We start from the raw sequence: 17903 nt of genomic DNA on the forward strand, positions 1-17903 counted from the left end.
GTCGATCACCCGGGCTCCCCCCAAGTGTGTGCATGGTGAACACTTCCCGGCGGCGTCCTATTCCGGTCCGGATCCGACGGTCTCCCGACCTTCCATCGGATTGAAACGTGTTCTACTCTTGCGCCCGTTCCAGTGGCCCCGACCGGCGAGGACTCGCATGGGCATCGGCACAGGCACAGGCACCCGCACCGGTACCGGCATCGGGATCACCGAGGAGCACCGTGCGCTGGCGCACTCCGTACGGGGCTGGCTGGCCCGCGCCGCACCACCCGGCGAGGTGCGCGAACTCCTCGACGCGGGGAGCCCGGCCGCCCCGGGCGAACGCCCGGCCCACTGGGAAGCGCTCGCCGCGCAGGGGCTCACCGGCATCCATCTGCCCGAGGCGTACGGAGGTGGCGGCGGGGACCTCCTCGACCTCGCCGTCGTCCTGGAGGAGGCCGCCTACGCCTCGCTGCCCGGCCCCTACCTCGCGACCGCCCTCACCTCCGCGGTGCTGCGCCACGCGGTCGCCGCCGGGGCCGAGGCGTTGGGCGGCCCGCTCCGTGAGCTCGCCGCGGGAGACCGCACCGCGGCCCTCGCCCTCGCGCCCGGCACCCTCACCGCCACCCCGGACGAGGCCGGCCACCGGCTCGACGGCACCGCCCCGCCCGTCCTGACCGCCCAGGCGGCCGACCTTCTCCTGCTGCCCGCCGCCACGCCCGACGGCGAGCGCTGGTTCCTCGTGGACGCCGGGACCGAGGGGATCGCCGTGCGTCCGCACCGCAGCGTCGACCCGACCCGGCCCACCGCCGAGGTGCGCGCCGACGCCGTCCCCGTACCGGCACACCGGGTGCTGCCCCTCGACCCCGGGCTCGTCCGCGACCTGGCCGCCGTCCTCCTCGCCGCCGACGCCTGCGGGAGCGCCGCCCGGAGCCTGGACACCGCCGTCGAACACGCGGCCGTACGTGAGCAGTTCGGGCGGCCCATCGGCGCGTTCCAGGCCGTCAAGCACCTCTGCGCCGACATGCTCGTCCGCCTCGAACAGGCCCGAGCCCTCACCTGGGACGCGGCCCGCGCCGCCGACGAATCCGCCCGCGCCACCGACGTAGCCGCTCGGTCCGACGGCGCGGGGCCCGGGGCGCGCGGGCTCACCGCCGCGCTCGCCGCCGCCACCGCGCCCGAGGCCGCGTACACCTGCGCCAAGGACGCCATCCAGATCCTCGGCGGCACCGGCTTCACCTGGGAGCACGACGCCCACCTCCAGCTGCGCCGTGCCGTCCTCGTCCGCCAGCTCCTCGGCGCCGCCGACACGCACCGGCTGCGCGCCGCCCGCCTCGCCGAGGCCGGCGCCCGCCGCGAACTCGCCCTGGAACTGCCCGCCGAGGCCGTCGCCCACCGTGCCGATGCCCGCCCCCACCTCGCCGCCGCCCGGGGCCTGGCACCGGCCGATGCCCGCCGCGCCCTCGCCGCCACCGGCTACGCCGCCCCGCACCTCCCCGCCCCGTACGGACTGGACGCGGGGCCCGTACGGCAACTGGCGATCCAGCAGGAGTCGCGGGCACAGGGCATCCGTCTCAGCGATCTGTCCATCGCCACCTGGGTGGTGCCGTCCCTCATCGCGTACGGAACCGAGGAGCAGCGGGAGCGCTATCTGCCGGCCACCCTGCGCGGCGACCTCCAGTGGTGCCAGCTCTTCTCGGAGCCCGAAGCCGGATCCGACCTCGCCGCGCTGCGCACCCGCGCGGTACGGACCGAGGAGGGGTGGCGGATCACCGGGCAGAAGGTCTGGACGAGTGCCGCCCGCACCGCCGACCACGGCATCCTGCTGGCCCGCACCGACCCGGACGCCCCCAAGCACCGCGGGCTCACCTACTTCCTGGTCGACATGAGGAACGCCGAGGGCATCGACATCCGCCCGCTCAAGGAGATCACCGGCGAGGCCCTCTTCAACGAGGTGTACTTCGACGACGTCCTGCTGCCCGCCGACGCCGTCGTCGGCGAGGTCGGCGGCGGCTGGCGGGTCGCCCGCAACACCCTGGGCAACGAACGCGTCCACATGGCCGACCAGATGACCTTCGACAGCGGGCTCGAAGCCCTGATCGCCCGCTCGGCCGGGCTGGACGGGGCGACGCGCACCCGGATCGGCGCGCTCGCCGCCGAGGCCCACGCGCTCGCCTGCGTCCAACTGCGCACCACGCTCCAGCAGGTCTCCGGCCGCGAACCGGGCGCCGGGGCCTCGGTCCGCAAGCTCGTCCAGACCCTCCACCAGCAGAGAGTCGCCGAGCTCATCCTCGAACTCCTCGGACCGGACGGCGCGGTGGACGAACCGGCGGCGGGGGAGCGGGCCCTCCACGGCTTCCTGATGTCCCGCTGCCTGACCATCGCGGGCGGCACCACCCAGATCCAGCTCAACGTCGTCGCCGAACGCATCCTCGGCCTCCCCCGGGACTGACCGCGCAGCACGGCGAACGGGACTGACCGCACAGGACAACAGGAGGAGTCGGACCATGAAGGCCTACATCGTCGGCGTCGGCATGACGAAGTTCGAGAAGCCCGAGACCCGTGACTGGCAGTACTGGGACATGGTCCGCGAGGCGGGTACCGCCGCCCTGGACGACGCGGGCGTCCGCTACGACCAGGTCGAACAGGTCCCCGTGGGCTACTGCTTCCAGGCCTCCACCGCCGGACAGCGGGCCGTCTACGAGCTGGGCCTGACCGGCGTCCCCGTCTACAACGTCAACAACAACTGCGCCACCGGCTCCACCGCCCTGATGCTGGCCCGGCAGTTCGTCGAGGGCGGCGGCAGCGATTGCGTCCTCGCCGTCGGCTTCGAGAAGATGGCCCGCGGCTCGCTGGGCGGCGGAGCGGACGGCGGCGGCGACTTCGCTGCCTCGCCCGTCGCCCGGCACTACGGGATCATGGCCGCCGCCCACGGCTTCGAGATGTCCCCGCCCACCGCCCAGATCTTCGGCAACGCGGCCCGCGAGCACATGGAGCGGTACGGGACGACACCCGCGCAGCTCGCGGCGGTCGGCGCCAAGAACCACCGGCACTCGGTGAACAACCCGTACGCCCAGTTCCAGGACGCGTACACGGTCGAGGAGATCCTCGCCGCCCGCACCGTCCACCGGCCCCTCACCAAACTCCAGTGTTCGCCCACCTCCGACGGGGCGGCGGCGGCCGTCGTCGTCTCCGAGCGGTTCGTCGAGCGGCACGGTCTGGCGGAGCGGGCGGTGGAGATCGCCGCGCAGGCCATGACCACCGACACCGAGGCCTCCTTCGCCTCCGGCAGCTGCATCGACGCGGTCGGGGCCCCGATGTCCCGGGCCGCCGCCCAGCAGGTCTACACGGCCTCCGGACTCGGCCCGGACGATCTCGACGTCATCGAGCTGCACGACTGCTTCTCCGTCAACGAACTCCTCACCTACGAGGCGCTGGGCCTGTGCGGCGAGGGGGAGTCCGGCAAGCTCGTCGAGTCCGGGGCGACCACCTACGGCGGGCGGTGGGTCGTGAACCCGTCCGGCGGACTGATCTCCAAGGGGCATCCGCTGGGCGCCACCGGCATCGCCCAGGCCGCCGAGCTGACCTGGCACCTGCGCGGCGAGGCCGGCGCCCGCCAGGTCCCCGGCGCACGGACCGCCCTCGCCCACAACATCGGCCTCGGCGGAGCGGCGGTGGTCACCCTGCTGCGGCGCGGCTGAGCCTTCGCGGGTGCGCCGCGCGGGTCGTCAGCTCTCCGGGGCCTGGTCGTCGTCGGCGCTGTTCGCACGGGCCGAGGCCGCCCGACGCAGATGGCGGTGGCGGGCCCCCGGCTGGTTGCCCATCTCCTCGCCGACCATGACGCGCACCGCGTCGCGCATACCGTGCAGGCCCTCGCTGCGCCCCGGTCCGGCGCCGGGGTCGGTGCGCAACTCCCGCAGCAGGGACCAGCACAGGAAGAGCATCACCACGACGAAGGGCAGGGCCACCAGGATCGTCGCGCTCTGGAGGGACTCCAGGCCGCCGGCCACCAACAGCGCCGCCGCGACCGCGGCCATGAGGAGGCCCCAGGTGACGACCAGCCAGCGGCGCGGGTGCAGGGCGCCCCTGCTGGTCAGCGAGCCCATGACCAGGGAGGCGGAGTCCGCGCTGGTGACGAAGTACATCATGATCAGGATCATCGCGACCCAGGCCGTCACCGTGCTGACCGGCAGGGCGTCGAGCATCGCGAACAGCGTCGCCTCCGTCCCCTCCTTCGCCTTCTCGGCCATGTCGACGACGCCCGTCTCCGCGAGGCGGATCCCGGTCCCGCCGAGCACCACGAACCACAGGGCGGTCGCCCCGCTCGGCACGAGCAGCACGGCGAGGAGGAACTCGCGGATCGTGCGGCCCTTGGAGATCCGCGCGATGAAGGTGCCGACGAAGGGCGCCCAGGACAGCCACCAGGCCCAGTAGAAGATCGTCCAGGCGCCCAGCCAGCTCTGGTCGCCGAAGGCGCCGGTGCGCGAGGCCATGGGGAGGAGCTGGTCCAGGTAGCCTCCGACCGAGGACGGCAGCACGTCCAGGAGATACACGGTCGGGCCCGCGACGAAGACGAAGACCATGAGGGCGGCGGCGACGACGAGGTTGATCGAGCTGAGCCACTTCACCCCGCCGTGCAGGCCGGTGAAGGCGGAGACCACGAAGGCCGCGCTGAGCACGGCGATGACCACCAGCTCGACGCCGGTGCTCTGGTCGAGGCCCGCCGTCAGATCCAGCCCGATGGCGATCTGCAGAGCGCCGAGTCCCAGGCTCGTCGCGGTGCCGAAGACCGTGGCGAAGACGGCGAGCAGGTCCAGCACCTTGCCGAAGACGCCGTTCGCCCTGCGTTCGCCGATGAGGGGGACGAACACGGCGCTCAACCGGTTGCCCCGGCCCTTGCGGAAGCTCGCGTAGCCCAGCGCCAGGCCCACGATGCCGTAGATCGCCCACGGAGTCAGGGTCCAGTGGAAGAAGGAGTACTCCATGGCGGCGCTCGCGGCACCCGCCGTCCGCGGCTCGGCCCCGCTGGAGGGCGGCGGGCTCAGGTAGTGCGCGACGGGCTCCCCGACGCCGTAGAAGATCAGCCCGATGCCCATGCCCGCGCTGAACATCATCGCGATCCACGAGAAGTTCGAGAACTCCGGCGGGGAGTCGTCCCTGCTGAGCCGGATCCGGCCGTAGCGGCTGAAGGCGATCACGAGGCACAGCACCAGGAAGACGTCGGCGGCGATGACGAAGAGCCACGCGAAGTTGTCGAGCACCCAGGGGAGGGCCGCGTCCGAGGTGCTCTCGAAGGTGTCCTTGCCGAGGGCCGCCCACAGGACGACCCCGATGACGCCCAGCACCCCGATCGTCACCACGACCCGGTCCGGCGAGGAGCCCGTCCCGGGAGCCGCACCGGGATCCGCGGGGTCGGAGGGGGGCCGGCCGGGGGGCACGTGAGGGTTCTCCGTACTCATAGCCCACCACTATGCGGGGCGTATGCGGCGATATGGGGGATGTGCCGCGCCGACGGCCGGTGTCCGGCGGTCGGCGTCGGGGGAAGCGGCTCCCGATACCTGATGTACGGCCCGCTCGCCGCCTGGGACCATGACCCCCATGCCTGACGTCTCCGCGCCCGTCTCCGCCCCGCCGAACGCCTCCCGAATACGGCCCAGCACCTGGGCGGTCGTGCTCGCCGCCTGCACCGGCCAGTTCCTCGTCGTCCTCGACGTCTCCGTCGTCAACGTGGCCCTGCCCTCCATGCGGGCCGACCTGGGGCTGAGCGCGGGGGGCCTCCAGTGGGTCGTCAACGCCTACTCGATCGCGTTCGCCGGGTTCATGCTCCTGGGCGGGCGGGCCGCCGACATCTACGGGCGCAAGCTGATGTTCCTCGTCGGGCTCGGCCTCTTCACCGCCGCCTCCCTCGCGGGCGGCCTCGCCCAGGAGGGCTGGCAGCTCCTCGCCGCCCGCGCCGCACAGGGCCTCGGGGCCGCCGTCCTGGCTCCCGCCACCCTCACCATCCTCACCGCGGCCGTGCCCGAGGGGCCGGCCCGGACGAAGGCGATCGGCACCTGGATGGCGGTCGGCGCGGGCGGCGGCGCGGCCGGCGGGCTCATCGGCGGGTTCCTCACCGACGCCCTCTCCTGGCGCTGGGTCCTCCTGATCAACGTGCCCATCGGCGCGGTCGTCCTGGTCGCCGCCGCCCTGCGGATCACCGAGGGCCGCGCGGGCGACCGCCGTCGCATCGACTTCCTGGGCGCGGTCCTCGTCACCGCGGGCCTCGCCGCCGTCGCGTACGGCATCGTCCAGACCGAGGTCGAGGGCTGGACGGCCGCCGCCACCCTCGTGCCGCTGCTCTCCGGAGTCGTGCTGCTGGCCGCCTTCGTGCTGGTCGAGGCGCGGACCGCCGTCCCGCTGATCCCGCTGCGCGTGTTCTCCGTACGGGCGGTGTCCTCGGCCAACGTGTCGATGCTGCTCATGGGGTCGGCCACCTTCTCCATGTGGTACTTCATGACGGTGTACGCCCAGAACGTCCTGGGCTACACGCCGTTGCGGGCCGGTCTCGCGCTGATGCCGACCTCGGCCGCCGTCATCATCGGCTCCAAGCTGGCCCCCCGCCTCATGGTGCGCACCGGGGCGAAGAGCCTCGCCGTCGCCGGGGTCCTGATCACGGCCGCGGGCTTCGGCTGGCAGTCCACGATGGGCGTGGAGGGCTCCTACCTCACCGCGATCGGTCTGCCCGGCGTCCTGATGATGGCCGGGGCCGGTCTCGCCTCCACCCCGCTCGCCACCCTCGCCACCTCCGGCGCGGACCCGGGTGACGCCGGACTCGTCTCCGGCCTGGTCAACACCTCCCGCACCATGGGCGGCGCGCTGGGCCTCTCGGTGCTCTCCACGGTCGCCGCCGCGCGCACCGCGGGTTCCGGCGACGCGGCCGAGGTCACCGCCGGATACGCGCTGGCCTTCCGCACGGCGACCGGGGTCCTGCTGGCCGGGGTGGTCGTGATGCTGATCTGGCTGCCGAACCATCGCAGGCCCCGCCCTCCGGCGGACCTCCCGGTCGAGGCCCCGACCGCGGGATGACGCCGGGCACCGCGGGATCGATCCGGCGCCGCGCCTCACTGATCTGACGAGACGTCAGCAGTCTTCCCAACTTCCATGGCCTGCGTTATACATGGGCCATCGGATAGAACGCGTTCTAGAAGGGCGTGTCCTGCCGGTCACCGCACGACCTCGGTGCGGCCGACGGTGCGGACGGCCGTGCCGAGGTCTTCCCGCCACCAGGGACCACCAGGAACCACCTAGGACCATCAAGGAGCTGCTCCGTCATGCCCATTGATGCCCGGGCGGCACTCGCCGCCGAACCCCGCCGCGCCGAGATCGGCTGGGACCACAAGGACGTCCAGCTCTACCACCTGGGTCTCGGCGCGGGCAGCCCCGCCACCGACCCCGACGAGCTGCGCTACACCCTGGAGTCCCGGCTCCAGGTGCTGCCGAGCTTCGCCACCGTCGCGGGCGCGGGCACCGCCGCCTTCGGCGGCATGGGGGCGCAGGGGATCGACGTGGACCTCGCCGCGGTCCTGCACGGCGGGCAGTCCGTCACCGTCCACCGCCCGATCCCGGTGACCGGCGGCGCCGTGCAGACCTCGAAGGTCGCGGCGGTGTACGACAAGGGCAAGGCCGCCGTCATCGTGCTGCGTACCGAGGCGAGCGACGGCGACGGCCCGCTGTGGACCAACGACGCCCAGATCTTCGTACGGGGAGAGGGCGGCTTCGGCGGCGAACGCGGCCCGTCCGACCGGCTCGCCCCGCCCGAGCGGGCCCCCGACCGCACGGTCGAGCGGGCCGTCCGCGAGGACCAGGCGCTGCTCTACCGCCTCTCGGGGGACTGGAACCCGCTCCACGCCGACCCCGCCTTCGCCAAGCTGGCCGGCTTCGACCGGCCGATCCTGCACGGGCTGTGCACGTACGGCATGACGCTGAAGGCGGTCACCGACACCCTGCTGGACGGCGATGTCTCCCGGATCACCGCCTACCGCACCCGTTTCGCCGGCGTGGTCTTCCCCGGCGAGACCCTCCGCATCCGGGTGTGGTCCGGGGACGGCCGCGTCCAGGTGACGGTCGCCGCCGCCGAGCGGGACGACGCGCCGGTCCTCGCCGACACGGTCGTCGAACACGCCTGACGGCGAACACGCCTGAGCACAGCAGAACCCTGATGTAGATGACGATGTGAGGGGAGCCGCACCCATGCGCGCAGCCGTACTGCACGAGATAGGCCAGGAGAAGCTCGAAGTCCTCGACGACGTCGAGGCGGTGGGCTTCGGCCCGGGGAAGGTCAAGCTCCGCATCCGCGCCACCGGCCTCTGCCACTCGGACGTCTCCGCGATGAGCGGCGTCCTCCCGCAGCCCGCCCCCTTCATCCCCGGCCACGAGGGCGCGGGCGAGGTCGTCGACGTCGGCGACGGGGTCAGCGGGCTGAGCGCCGGCGACCGGGTCCTCGTCTGCTGGCTGCCCGCCTGTGGGGACTGTCCGTCCTGCAGGCGCGGCCAGACCCAGCTGTGCCTCGCCGGTTTCATGAACGCGGGCACCCCGAACTTCAAGCGCCCCGGCGGTGACGTCTTCGGCTTCGCGGGCACCGGCACCTTCACCGAGGAGGTCGTCGTCGGCGCCGGCTGCGCGGTGCCGATCCCCGACGACGTACCGTTCGAGATCGCCGCCCTGATCGGCTGCGGGGTCACCACCGGGCTCGGCGCGGCCATCAACACGGCGAAGGTGGAGGCCGGCTCGTCGGTCGCGGTGATCGGCTGCGGCGGCGTCGGCATCTCCACGATCCAGGGCGCGCGGGTCCAGGGCGCGGCGCAGATCATCGCCGTCGACCCGGTCGCCTCCCGCCGCGAGGCCGCCCTCCGCTTCGGCGCGACGGAGGCCGTCGCCCCCGACGGACTGGCCGACGCCAAGCAGCGGATCACCGGCGGCGAGGGCTTCGACTACGTCTTCGAGGTCGTCGGCAAGTCCGCCACCGCCCGCACCGCCTACGAGAACACCCGCCGCGGCGGCACCCTGTGCGTCGTCGGGGCCGGAGCCATGGACGACAACTTCCAGGTCAACATGTTCGAGCTGTTCTTCGACGAGAAGCGCATCCTGCCCTCCATGTACGGCGGCGGGGACGTCCTGCGCTCCTACGAACGGGCCATCGCGCTCTGGCGGGCGGGCCGCATCGACCTGGCGTCGATGATCACCCACCGGGTCCGGCTGGACGGGATCAACGACGCACTGGACCAGATGCGCACGGGCGAGTCGCTGCGTACCTGCATCGAGCTGTGAACCCGGCGCCCGAACACCGACGTTGAGGAATCCGATGTCACTTCCCCTTCCGCTGGACGGACTGTCCGCGATCGTCACCGGCGCGGGCCGCGGCCTCGGCCGGGCCGAAGCCCTCGAACTGGCCCGCCTCGGCGCGGCCGTCGTCGTCAACGACTACGGGCAGCCCGGCCGCGACGGCTCCGGCGATGCGTCCGCCGCCCCCGCCGAGGAGGTCGCCGCCGAGATCCGCGCGGCCGGCGGACGGGCCCTCGCCCACCTCGGCGACGTCTCCGACCACGAACAGGCTCGTGCACTGGTCGACTTGGCGACCACCACCTACGGCAGGCTGGACATCCTGGTCAACAACGCGGGCATCCTCCGCGACCGGATGGTCTTCTCGATGACCGAGGAGGAATGGGACTCGGTGATCCGTGTCCACCTCAAGGGTCACTTCAACACCACGCACTTCGCCGCCGCCCACTGGCGCGCCCGCTCCAAGGAGACCGGCGGGCCGGTCTACGGGCGGATCGTCAACACCTCCTCGGAGGCGTTCCTCGCGGGCTCGGCGGGACAGCCCAACTACGCGGCGGCCAAGGGCGGCATCGTCGGCCTCACCACCTCCACCGCGCTCGCCCTCGCCAAGTACGGCGTCACCGCCAACGCCATCTGCCCGCGCGCCCGCACCCGGATGACCGAGGACGTGTTCGCGGGCTTCCAGGAACCGGCGGACGGCACCCTCGACCCGCTGGCGCCCGAGCACGTGTCCCCACTCGTCGGCTATCTCGCCTCACCGGCGGCGGCCGGGGTCAACGGGCAACTGCTCGTCGTCCACGGGGGGATGGTCGCCGTCGTCGAACGGCCGCGGGTGGCGGCCCAGTTCGACGCGACGAAGGAGACGTTCACCTTCGCGGAGCTGGACGGGCTGCTCACCCCGTACTACGCGGAACGGCCCCCGAACGAGACGTTCGCCGCCACCGAGGTCCTCGGTCTGAAGCGGCGGTAGCGGGGGAGGGGGCACGCGGGAGGGCCCGGCCGGCTGTCCGCCGGACCGGGCCCTCCCGTCGTGCTGAGGTGAGCCTGCCGAGCGGCTCTCAGGCCGCCCTGGACTCCTCGTCGGCGGGCCGACGGTGGCGACCGTGCGGCTGCGCCGAGGTGTTCTCCGCCGACGCACCCCCTCGGTGCTTTCCGGAACCGCCGGTCCCGGCACCCTCGTCGGCCCCCGTCGGGCGCTGCTGGTTCGTGTCGATCCGTGCTTCGGACATGTGGGAAGTCACCCCGTTGTGATCGCTTACTTGTTGTCGCGCCTACGTGTGTCGCAGCCCCGCCGCCCTCCGACGTGGTCACCGTCGGTACCCGCCCGATACGGCCGCGTAGCCCAGGTTCCCGATCTTAATCAGATCGAGCGGCTCGGTGCAGGGGTGCCTGCCCCAACGGAACAGGCTTACACACAGCAGGAGCGGAGACGGCGGCGGAGGGTTGCGTTCCGCCCTCCGCGTCACCCGGACGGCCGGTCTCGGAAGAGGGTTCCACGTCCCTGGGCGCGTTCAGCATCGCCACGCCGCAGGACGTCGCCCCGTTCGTGTACGGGAGACGCAGCACCCCGTCCCGGCTCCAGTACCCGGCCCCCGGCGCCCAGCCCAGCGGGGCCGCGAACTGGTGCAGCCTGCGTCCCGTCGGGCGCCAGACCCCCAGCCAGCTGCCCGCCGCCCCGTCGATCCGCAGCGCCACCGCGCAGCTCTCCGGCATCAGCATCTGGCCCGGCTGCACGGCGAACGGCGTCACCGCCGCGTCCGCGAGGCGCAGGCACTCCGGGAACCTGACCGGCAGGCAGCTCCCCAGCACGCCCCAGCCGAGCCGGTCCTGGCCCGGGGCGTCCGAGCGGATCAGCAGCAGCCCGCTGTCGGCGTCCGCGAGCAGCAGCCGGTCGTCGCTGTCCGGCGCGATCTGGAGCAGCGGCGTCACCTCGGCCCCCCGCCCCAGGTCGACGGCGACCGCCTTGACCGGTCCGCCGCCCGGCGCCCGGCGGTCCAGCGCCAGCATCCGGCCCGCCCGGTCCAGCCAGGCCCCGCCCGAACAGCGCCCGGGGATCCGCGCGAGCTCCTCGGGCCCGAACGCTCCGCCCGCCACCAGCCAGAGCGACGAGTGGTGTTCGCCCGCCGACAGGGCGTAGACGCACCGGCCGTCCGGCGACGGCGGCAGCAGGGTCATCTCCGCGCGGTCGACCGCGCCCAGCAGGAGTTCGCCGGTCGCTGGCCCCGTCGGGTAGAGCAGCGAGAACATCTGCCGCTCCGCGACCCGCCGCCGGATCAGCACCCGCCCGTCGGCGAGCGGCGCCACCTCGGCGTCCGGCTCCTCGGGCTGATCGAGGGGGAGGGGCACCGCGTACGGCTCGGGCCCGTCCAGCGTCCACCGCTCCGGGTACCAGGCGCGCACGCCCGGCGGGCCGGGTGCCGCGGTGAGACGTGCGGCGTAGGCCCCGTCCGCGGTCAGCGTGAAGCAGCCGGACAGCGGTGCGTCGCCGACCGGTGACGCGGGGCCGCTCGCGGCCGCCGCCGAACCGCCCTTGCCCGCAGCGGATCCGGGCAGGCCGGGAGCGTCCGCCCCGGCGGATCTCACGGGTTCGCCGGACCTCTCCGGTTCCGGTTCCGCTCCGTACTTCTTCAGGCCGGATTGCGCTCCGGACCCTTTCGGGTCGGGTTCCGTTCTGGATTCCGCTTCGGGTTCCGCCGTCGCGGCGACCCCGGCGGATCCGCCCTCGATGGCACAGGCAGTCATGGACTCGTCACCTCCGGCTACGAAAGTTAGTTTTCGCACTTCCAGCCGAACAACACGAGCCACCTGACTTCACACATAAGGGTGGTGATGCCCGGATTCTCCTGAGGTGGCGGGGGTGAGTGTGCTGGGGCAGACGGCCGCGTCTATGGTGAGGCGGCCCTAACCAAGAACCCGTGCCCCTGCACGTACGCGGACCATCTGGAGCAAGCGATGTCCCTTCGACCCCGCGGTACCGCCGCAGTCGCCCTGGCCGTGGTGGCCGCCCTCTCCCTGTCGGCCTGCGGGGGCGGTGACGGCGGGGACGGCGACGCGGCGAAGTCCGACGGCGGCGGCAAGAAGGCCGCCGTCGCCACCGGCGGCAAGGACTTCGCGGACGCGGCGAAGAAGACCGCGGCGTACGGCACCGACGCCGAGGCCGGCGAGTTCCCCCGTACGGTCACCCACGCCATGGGAAAGACCGAGATCGAGGCCGCGCCCGAGCGCGTGGTCGTCCTGGACGTCGGCGAGTTCGACAACGTCGTCTCGCTCGGCCTGAAGCCGGTCGGCTACGCGCCCAGCGAGGGCGACGCGGCCATCCCCTCCTACCTGGAGAAGGGCGCGGGCGCGCCGAAGAGCGTCGGCACGATCAACAGCCTCAACCTCGAAGCCATCGCGGGCCTCCAGCCGGACCTGATCCTCGGCAGCCAGCTCCGCGCCGCGGACAAGTACGACGAGCTGTCGAAGATCGCCCCCACCGTGTTCTCCATCCGTCCGGGCTTCACCTGGAAGGAGAACTACCTCCTCAACGCCCAGGCGCTGGACCGCACGAAGCAGGCCGAGTCGGCGCTCTCCGCGTACGAGGACGAGGCGAAGAAGCTCGGCGAGGACATCGGCCCCGACAAGCCGACCGTCTCGATGGTCCGCTACATGCCCGACCGCCTCCGCCTCTACGCCAAGGCCTCGTTCATCGGCACGATCCTCGAAGACGTCGGCCTGCCGCGTCCGAAGAACCAGCAGATCGACGACCTCGCCGCCGAGATCAGCCCGGAGAGGATCGACGAGGCGGACGCGGACTGGATCTTCACCGGCGTCTACGGGGACCCGAAGGCGACCCAGCGCGACAGCGCCCGCTCCAACCCGCTGTGGAAGAACCTGAAGGCGGTCCAGGAGGGCCGGGCCAAGGACGTCTCCGACGAGACCTGGTACCTGGGTCTCGGCGTCACCTCGGCCGGCCTGGTCCTCGACGACCTCCGCGCGGACCTGGTGAAGTAGCCGACCCGGTGGAGTGATCTCCTCCGCGGCGGCCCCGTGAAGTAACGATTCGTGTCCGGCCGCCGGTCCTGGCGTACAGGTCCGGCGGCCAGGGGCGAGGGACCACCCCGGACAGGTAGCCTTTCCCCCGTGCCCCGTCTGTCTGAAGTCATCGCCGCCCTCGACGCCCTCTGGCCCCCCGAGCGGGCCGAGGGATGGGACGCGGTCGGGACGGTCTGCGGCGATCCGGACACGGAGGTCGACCGCGTGCTGTTCGCCGTCGACCCGGTCCGCGAGATCGCCGACGAGGCCATGGAGCTCGGCGCCCAGCTGATCGTCACCCACCACCCGCTCTATCTGCGCGGGACGACGACGGTCGCCGCCGACACCTTCAAGGGCCGGGTCGTCCACACCCTCATCCAGCACGACATCGCGCTCCACGTCGCCCACACCAACGCCGACACCGCGGACCCCGGCGTCTCCGACGCCCTGGCCGGCGCCCTCGGCCTGCGGATCACCGGACCCCTCGTCCCCGACCCCACCGACCCCGAGGGCCGGCGCGGACTCGGCCGGATCTGCGAGCTGGACCACCCCGAGACCCTGGCCGCCTTCGCCGCCCGGGCCGCCGCCCGGCTCCCCGCCACCGCGCAGGGCATCCGGGTGGCCGGCGACCCGGAGGCGTATCTGCGCACCGTCGCCGTCAGCGGCGGCTCCGGCGACAGCCTCTTCGACGCCGTGCGCGCCGCGGGCGTCGACGCCTTCCTCACCGCCGACCTGCGCCACCACCCGGCGTCCGAGGCCGTGCGGCACTCGCCGCTCGGCCTCGTCGACGCCGCGCACTGGGCCACCGAATGGCCCTGGTGCGAGCAGGCGGCCGCCCAGCTCGACGCGCTTTCCGACCGCCACGGATGGGACCTGCGGGTCCATGTCTCGAAGCAGGTCACCGACCCCTGGACCACCCACCATTCCTCTGGAGCCCCCAACTGAACGCCGCGCCCGCCGACCAGATCCGACTTCTCGACGTCCAGGCCCTCGACCTCCGTCTCGCCCAGCTCTCCCACAAGCGCACCTCGCTGCCGGAGCACGCCGAGATCGAGCAGCTCGGCAGCGACCTCGCCCAGCTGCGTGACCTGCTGGTCGCCTCCACCACCGAGGAGAGCGACACCACCCGCGAGCAGACCAAGGCCGAGCAGGACGTCGACCAGGTGCGCCAGCGCGCCGTCCGCGACCAGCAGCGCCTGGACTCCGGCGCGGTCTCCTCGCCCAAGGACCTGGAGAGCCTCCAGCGCGAGATCGTCTCGCTCGCCAAGCGCCAGGGAGACCTGGAGGACGTCGTCCTGGAGATCATGGAGCGCCGTGAGGGCGCCCAGGAGCGGGTCGCCGAGCTGACCGAACGGGTCGCCGCCGTCCAGGCCAAGGTCGATGACGCCACCGCCCGCCGCGACGCCGCGACCGCCGAGCTGGACGCCGAGGCCGCCACGGTGACCAAGGACCGCCAGGTCGTCGCCGAGGTCATCCCCGCCGACCTGCTGAAGCTGTACGACAAGCTCCGCGCCCAGCAGGGCGGGGTCGGCGCCGCCCGGCTCTACCAGCGTCGCTGCGAGGGCTGCCGGCTGGAGCTGAACATGGCCGAGGTGGGCGACGTGCGCGCCGCGTCCCCCGACACGGTCCTGCGCTGCGAGAACTGCCACCGCATCCTGGTCCGCACCTCGGAGTCGGGCCTGTAATGAGCGGCGCGCGCCAGGTGGTGGTCGAGGCAGACGGCGGCTCCCGGGGCAATCCGGGGCCCGCCGGCTACGGTGCGGTCGTCATCGACCCGGCCACCGGCGAACCCCTCGCCGAGGCCGCCGAGTACATCGGCGTCGCGACGAACAACGTCGCCGAGTACCGGGGCCTGATCGCCGGTCTGACGGCCGCGAAGGCGCTGTTCCCGGACGCGGGCGACGCGCTGCGGGTCCACGTCCGGATGGACTCCAAGCTGGTCGTCGAGCAGATGTCGGGGCGCTGGAAGATCAAGCACCCCGACATGAAGCCGCTGGCGGCCCGCGCCGCCGCGGTCCTGCCGCCGTCCTCGGTGACGTACGAGTGGATCCCGCGCGCGCAGAACAAGCACGCGGACCGGCTCGCCAACGAGGCGATGGACGCGGGTCGCGACGGAAGGCAGTGGGAGGCGTCCGCCTCGACGGCCGCCCTGGACGCCCCGGCCCGCGCCGTGAGCACCCCGCCGCCCGCCCAGGGCCCGCCCGGCGACCAGGTCGCGGGCGCGGCCAGGGCCCGTGCGGCCCTCGCCGCCGCTCGCGGAACGGCCGCACCCGCGGCCGACACGCTCTTCCCGGTGCCCGAGCCCGGGGTGCCGGACACCACGGTCCCCGCCGCACCGGTCTCCGCACCGGCCCCCGGGCAGCCGGCGGCCGCATCCTCGCAGCAGCAGCAGCCGACCGGGGCCCCGCAGGTCGGCTGGGGTTCGGCCCCCGACCTCGGCGCGCCCGCCACGCTCGTCCTGCTCCGGCACGGCGAGACCGCCCTCACGCCCGAGAAGCGGTTCTCCGGCAGCGGCGGCACCGACCCCGAGCTCTCCGCCACCGGCCGGGGCCAGGCCGAGCGGGCCGCCGAGCACTTCGCCGCCCTGGGCACCGTCCAGGAGATCGTCAGCTCCCCGCTGCGCCGCTGCCGCGAGACCGCCGCGGCCGTCGCCGACCGCCTCGGCCTCGACGTCCGGATCGACGAGGGACTGCGCGAGACGGACTTCGGCGCCTGGGAGGGCCTGACCTTCGGGGAGACGCGGGAGCGGTACGGGGACGACCTCACCGCCTGGCTGGCCTCCCCGGACACCGCCCCGACCGGCGGCGGCGAGAGCTTCGCGGAGGTCGCCGAGCGGGTCGCGGCCGCCCGGGACCGGATCGTCGCCCGGTACGCGGGCCGCACGGTCCTGCTCGTCACCCACGTGACCCCGATCAAGACGCTCGTCCGGCTCGCCCTGGGCGCCCCGCCCGAGTCGCTGTTCAGGATGGAGCTGTCGGCCGCCTCGATCTCCACGGTCGCCTACTACGCGGACGGCAACGCCTCCGTACGCCTGCTCAACGACACCTCCCACCTGCGCTGACAGCGGGCCGCGCATGGACTGGCCGACGGGTCTGCTCGGGTTCGCCGCCGGGCTGCTGATCTCCGTGGCCACCGCGCCGGTGGGCGTCTCGGGCGCGGTGTTCCTGCTGCCGGTCCAGATCAGCGTGCTCGGGGTGCCCAGCCCGGCGGTCACCCCCACCAACCTGCTCTACAACGTGGTGGCGGGCCCCGGCGCCCTGCTGCGGCACCACAGGGCCGGGACCCTGCGGGGGCCGCTGACCCGGCTGCTCGTCCTCGGCACCGTTCCCGGCGTCGTCGTCGGCGCGGTGATCCGGGTGTTCGCGGTGCCGGGTCCGTCGGTGTTCCGGCTGCTCATCGCCGTCCTGCTGCTGCCGCTGGGCGGCTGGCTCTGCCTGCGGACCCTGCGCCGCGCCTCCCGCACGGCCCCCGGCCGGGAGCCCTCGGCCCGCGCCGTCACCCGGCTGGCCATGGCGGTCGGCGTGGCCGGAGGGATCTACGGGATCGGCGGCGGATCGCTCCTCGGCCCGATCCTGGTGGGGCGCGGCATGCCGGTGGCGAAGGTCGCCCCGGCCGCGCTCGCCGCCACCTTCGTGACCTCGGCCGTGGGCGCGGGGACGTACGCGCTGCTGTCGCTGACCACCACCGGGGACATCGCGCCGTACTGGACCCTCGGCCTGGTCTGCGGACTGGGCGGACTGTGCGGGGGCTACCTGGGCGCCCGCCTCCAGCCGCGCCTGCCGGAGACGGCGCTGCGGCTGCTGCTGGGGGTGCTGGCCCTCGGCGTCGGCGGGCTGTACGCCGTGCAACTGCTGCGCTGAGGGCGCCGCCCGCGCGGTCGGCAGACGTCGGCTCGACGACCGGCCCTACGCGCCGAGTGCCGCCGCCTCGGCCGCCAGGCGGGCCACCCGGCCCCAGTCCTTCGCCGCCACCGCGTCGCCCGGGACCATCCAACTGCCGCCCACACAGCCCACGTTGGGCAGTGCGAGGTACGACGGCGCGGAGGCGAGCGAGATGCCGCCGGTCGGGCAGAACCGGGCCTGGGGGAGCGGTGCGGACAGGGCCTTGAGATAGGCCGTGCCGCCCGCCGCCTCGGCCGGGAAGAACTTCATCTCCCGTACCCCGCGCTCCAGCAGCGCCACCACCTCGGAGGTGGTCGAGACGCCGGGCAGGAACGGCACCCCGGACGCCTTCATCGCCTCCAGCAGCGCGTCCGTCCACCCCGGGCTGACCAGGAACCGGGCCCCGGCGTCAACGGTGTCCCGTACGTGCTCCGGTGAGATCACCGTGCCCGCGCCGACCACCGCGCCCGGGACCTCGGCGGCGATGGCCCGGATCGACTCCAGCGCGGCGGGCGTCCGCAGGGTCACCTCGATCGCCGGGAGCCCGCCCGCCACCAGCGCCCGCGCCAACGGCACCGCGTCGGCCGCGTCGTGCAGGACGACGACGGGGACGACGGGCGCGAGGTCCAGCACGGAGGCGTCGGAAGGGGCGGCGGGCGCGGCAGAGGAGGTCATGGGGTCATCCTGCCGCGCGCAAGGCAATATCTGCAA

General features: G+C 73.5%; 15 protein-coding genes. 11 read left to right on the plus strand and 4 right to left on the minus strand.

The genetic code is table 11. The annotated features are described in order from the left end of the window. Positions 1-157: 157 nt before the first annotated feature. Positions 158-2431: an acyl-CoA dehydrogenase gene (locus ACIRJT_RS07125; RefSeq protein ID WP_403905650.1), complete on the plus strand. Its 2274-nt coding sequence runs from the start codon at positions 158-160 to the stop codon at positions 2429-2431. A 55-nt stretch (positions 2432-2486) separates the two neighbouring features. Next, the gene (locus ACIRJT_RS07130) at positions 2487-3680 is read left to right on the plus strand and encodes a lipid-transfer protein (RefSeq protein WP_403905653.1); all 1194 of its coding nucleotides are present in this window, start codon (positions 2487-2489) and stop codon (positions 3678-3680) included. 27 nt (positions 3681-3707) lie between these two features. Here the strand turns inward: ACIRJT_RS07130 and ACIRJT_RS07135 are convergent, their stop codons facing one another. Further along, positions 3708-5438, minus strand: a complete 1731-nt coding sequence (locus tag ACIRJT_RS07135) for a BCCT family transporter (protein ID WP_403905655.1) — start codon at positions 5436-5438, stop codon at positions 3708-3710. A 130-nt stretch (positions 5439-5568) separates the two neighbouring features. Between ACIRJT_RS07135 and ACIRJT_RS07140 the strand changes: the two genes are divergently transcribed. The 4 genes from ACIRJT_RS07140 (at position 5569) to ACIRJT_RS07155 (ending at position 10267) form a co-directional block, all read left to right on the plus strand. After that, on the plus strand, positions 5569-7044 hold the full coding sequence (locus tag ACIRJT_RS07140) for an MFS transporter (protein ID WP_403905658.1): 1476 nt from the start codon (positions 5569-5571) through the stop codon (positions 7042-7044). A 245-nt stretch (positions 7045-7289) separates the two neighbouring features. Further along, the gene (locus ACIRJT_RS07145; protein WP_403905661.1) at positions 7290-8144 is read left to right on the plus strand and encodes a MaoC/PaaZ C-terminal domain-containing protein; all 855 of its coding nucleotides are present in this window, start codon (positions 7290-7292) and stop codon (positions 8142-8144) included. Between the two features lie 64 nt (positions 8145-8208). Beyond that, on the plus strand, positions 8209-9285 hold the full coding sequence (locus ACIRJT_RS07150; protein WP_403905664.1) for a Zn-dependent alcohol dehydrogenase: 1077 nt from the start codon (positions 8209-8211) through the stop codon (positions 9283-9285). Between the two features lie 34 nt (positions 9286-9319). Then, positions 9320-10267, plus strand: coding sequence for a 3-oxoacyl-ACP reductase (locus ACIRJT_RS07155; RefSeq protein ID WP_403905667.1), 948 nt, complete (start codon positions 9320-9322; stop codon positions 10265-10267). 88 nt (positions 10268-10355) lie between these two features. Here the strand turns inward: ACIRJT_RS07155 and ACIRJT_RS07160 are convergent, their stop codons facing one another. Together ACIRJT_RS07160 and ACIRJT_RS07165 are read right to left on the minus strand one after the other, a co-directional pair. Beyond that, positions 10356-10526, minus strand: a complete 171-nt coding sequence (locus ACIRJT_RS07160; RefSeq protein ID WP_361322690.1) for a hypothetical protein — start codon at positions 10524-10526, stop codon at positions 10356-10358. Between the two features lie 127 nt (positions 10527-10653). Then, a complete protein-coding gene (locus tag ACIRJT_RS07165; RefSeq protein ID WP_403905670.1) occupies positions 10654-12039 on the minus strand; it encodes a hypothetical protein in 1386 nt (461 codons plus the stop codon). A 210-nt stretch (positions 12040-12249) separates the two neighbouring features. Here ACIRJT_RS07165 and ACIRJT_RS07170 point away from each other — a divergent pair, with 210 nt between their 5' ends. The 5 genes from ACIRJT_RS07170 (at position 12250) to ACIRJT_RS07190 (ending at position 17171) form a co-directional block, all read left to right on the plus strand. After that, positions 12250-13290, plus strand: a complete 1041-nt coding sequence (locus tag ACIRJT_RS07170; RefSeq protein WP_403905672.1) for an ABC transporter substrate-binding protein — start codon at positions 12250-12252, stop codon at positions 13288-13290. Positions 13291-13419: 129 nt separating this feature from the next. After that, positions 13420-14256: a Nif3-like dinuclear metal center hexameric protein gene (locus ACIRJT_RS07175; RefSeq protein ID WP_403905675.1), complete on the plus strand. Its 837-nt coding sequence runs from the start codon at positions 13420-13422 to the stop codon at positions 14254-14256. After that, positions 14253-14996 (plus strand): zinc ribbon domain-containing protein, encoded by a 744-nt coding sequence (locus ACIRJT_RS07180; protein WP_215109862.1) that lies wholly within the window; start codon positions 14253-14255, stop codon positions 14994-14996. Before ACIRJT_RS07175 ends, ACIRJT_RS07180 begins: the two co-directional genes overlap by 4 nt. After that, entirely contained in the window at positions 14996-16372 is a 1377-nt protein-coding gene (locus ACIRJT_RS07185; protein ID WP_403905677.1) for a bifunctional RNase H/acid phosphatase, read from the plus strand. Before ACIRJT_RS07180 ends, ACIRJT_RS07185 begins: the two co-directional genes overlap by 1 nt. Positions 16373-16385: 13 nt before the next feature. After that, positions 16386-17171: a TSUP family transporter gene (locus ACIRJT_RS07190; protein ID WP_403905680.1), complete on the plus strand. Its 786-nt coding sequence runs from the start codon at positions 16386-16388 to the stop codon at positions 17169-17171. A 45-nt stretch (positions 17172-17216) separates the two neighbouring features. Here the strand turns inward: ACIRJT_RS07190 and eda are convergent, their stop codons facing one another. Continuing rightward, entirely contained in the window at positions 17217-17867 is a 651-nt protein-coding gene (gene eda / locus ACIRJT_RS07195) for a bifunctional 4-hydroxy-2-oxoglutarate aldolase/2-dehydro-3-deoxy-phosphogluconate aldolase (protein ID WP_403905682.1), read from the minus strand. Positions 17868-17903: the final 36 nt, after the last annotated feature.

The sequence above is a fragment of the Streptomyces sp. NPDC102283 genome (assembly GCF_044766265.1).
Classification (GTDB): Bacteria; Actinomycetota; Actinomycetes; order Streptomycetales; family Streptomycetaceae; genus Streptomyces.

Coding starts and splice junctions, on each gene's coding strand:
- ACIRJT_RS07125 (WP_403905650.1), top strand. CDS start 158: ATGGGCATCGGCACAGGCACAGGCACCCGCACCGGTACCGGCATCGGG.
- ACIRJT_RS07130 (WP_403905653.1), top strand. CDS start 2,487: ATGAAGGCCTACATCGTCGGCGTCGGCATGACGAAGTTCGAGAAGCCC.
- ACIRJT_RS07135 (WP_403905655.1), bottom strand. CDS start 5,438: ATGAGTACGGAGAACCCTCACGTGCCCCCCGGCCGGCCCCCCTCCGAC.
- ACIRJT_RS07140 (WP_403905658.1), top strand. CDS start 5,569: ATGACCCCCATGCCTGACGTCTCCGCGCCCGTCTCCGCCCCGCCGAAC.
- ACIRJT_RS07145 (WP_403905661.1), top strand. CDS start 7,290: ATGCCCATTGATGCCCGGGCGGCACTCGCCGCCGAACCCCGCCGCGCC.
- ACIRJT_RS07150 (WP_403905664.1), top strand. CDS start 8,209: ATGCGCGCAGCCGTACTGCACGAGATAGGCCAGGAGAAGCTCGAAGTC.
- ACIRJT_RS07155 (WP_403905667.1), top strand. CDS start 9,320: ATGTCACTTCCCCTTCCGCTGGACGGACTGTCCGCGATCGTCACCGGC.
- ACIRJT_RS07160 (WP_361322690.1), bottom strand. CDS start 10,526: ATGTCCGAAGCACGGATCGACACGAACCAGCAGCGCCCGACGGGGGCC.
- ACIRJT_RS07165 (WP_403905670.1), bottom strand. CDS start 12,039: ATGACTGCCTGTGCCATCGAGGGCGGATCCGCCGGGGTCGCCGCGACG.
- ACIRJT_RS07170 (WP_403905672.1), top strand. CDS start 12,250: ATGTCCCTTCGACCCCGCGGTACCGCCGCAGTCGCCCTGGCCGTGGTG.
- ACIRJT_RS07185 (WP_403905677.1), top strand. CDS start 14,996: ATGAGCGGCGCGCGCCAGGTGGTGGTCGAGGCAGACGGCGGCTCCCGG.
- ACIRJT_RS07190 (WP_403905680.1), top strand. CDS start 16,386: ATGGACTGGCCGACGGGTCTGCTCGGGTTCGCCGCCGGGCTGCTGATC.
- eda (WP_403905682.1), bottom strand. CDS start 17,867: ATGACCTCCTCTGCCGCGCCCGCCGCCCCTTCCGACGCCTCCGTGCTG.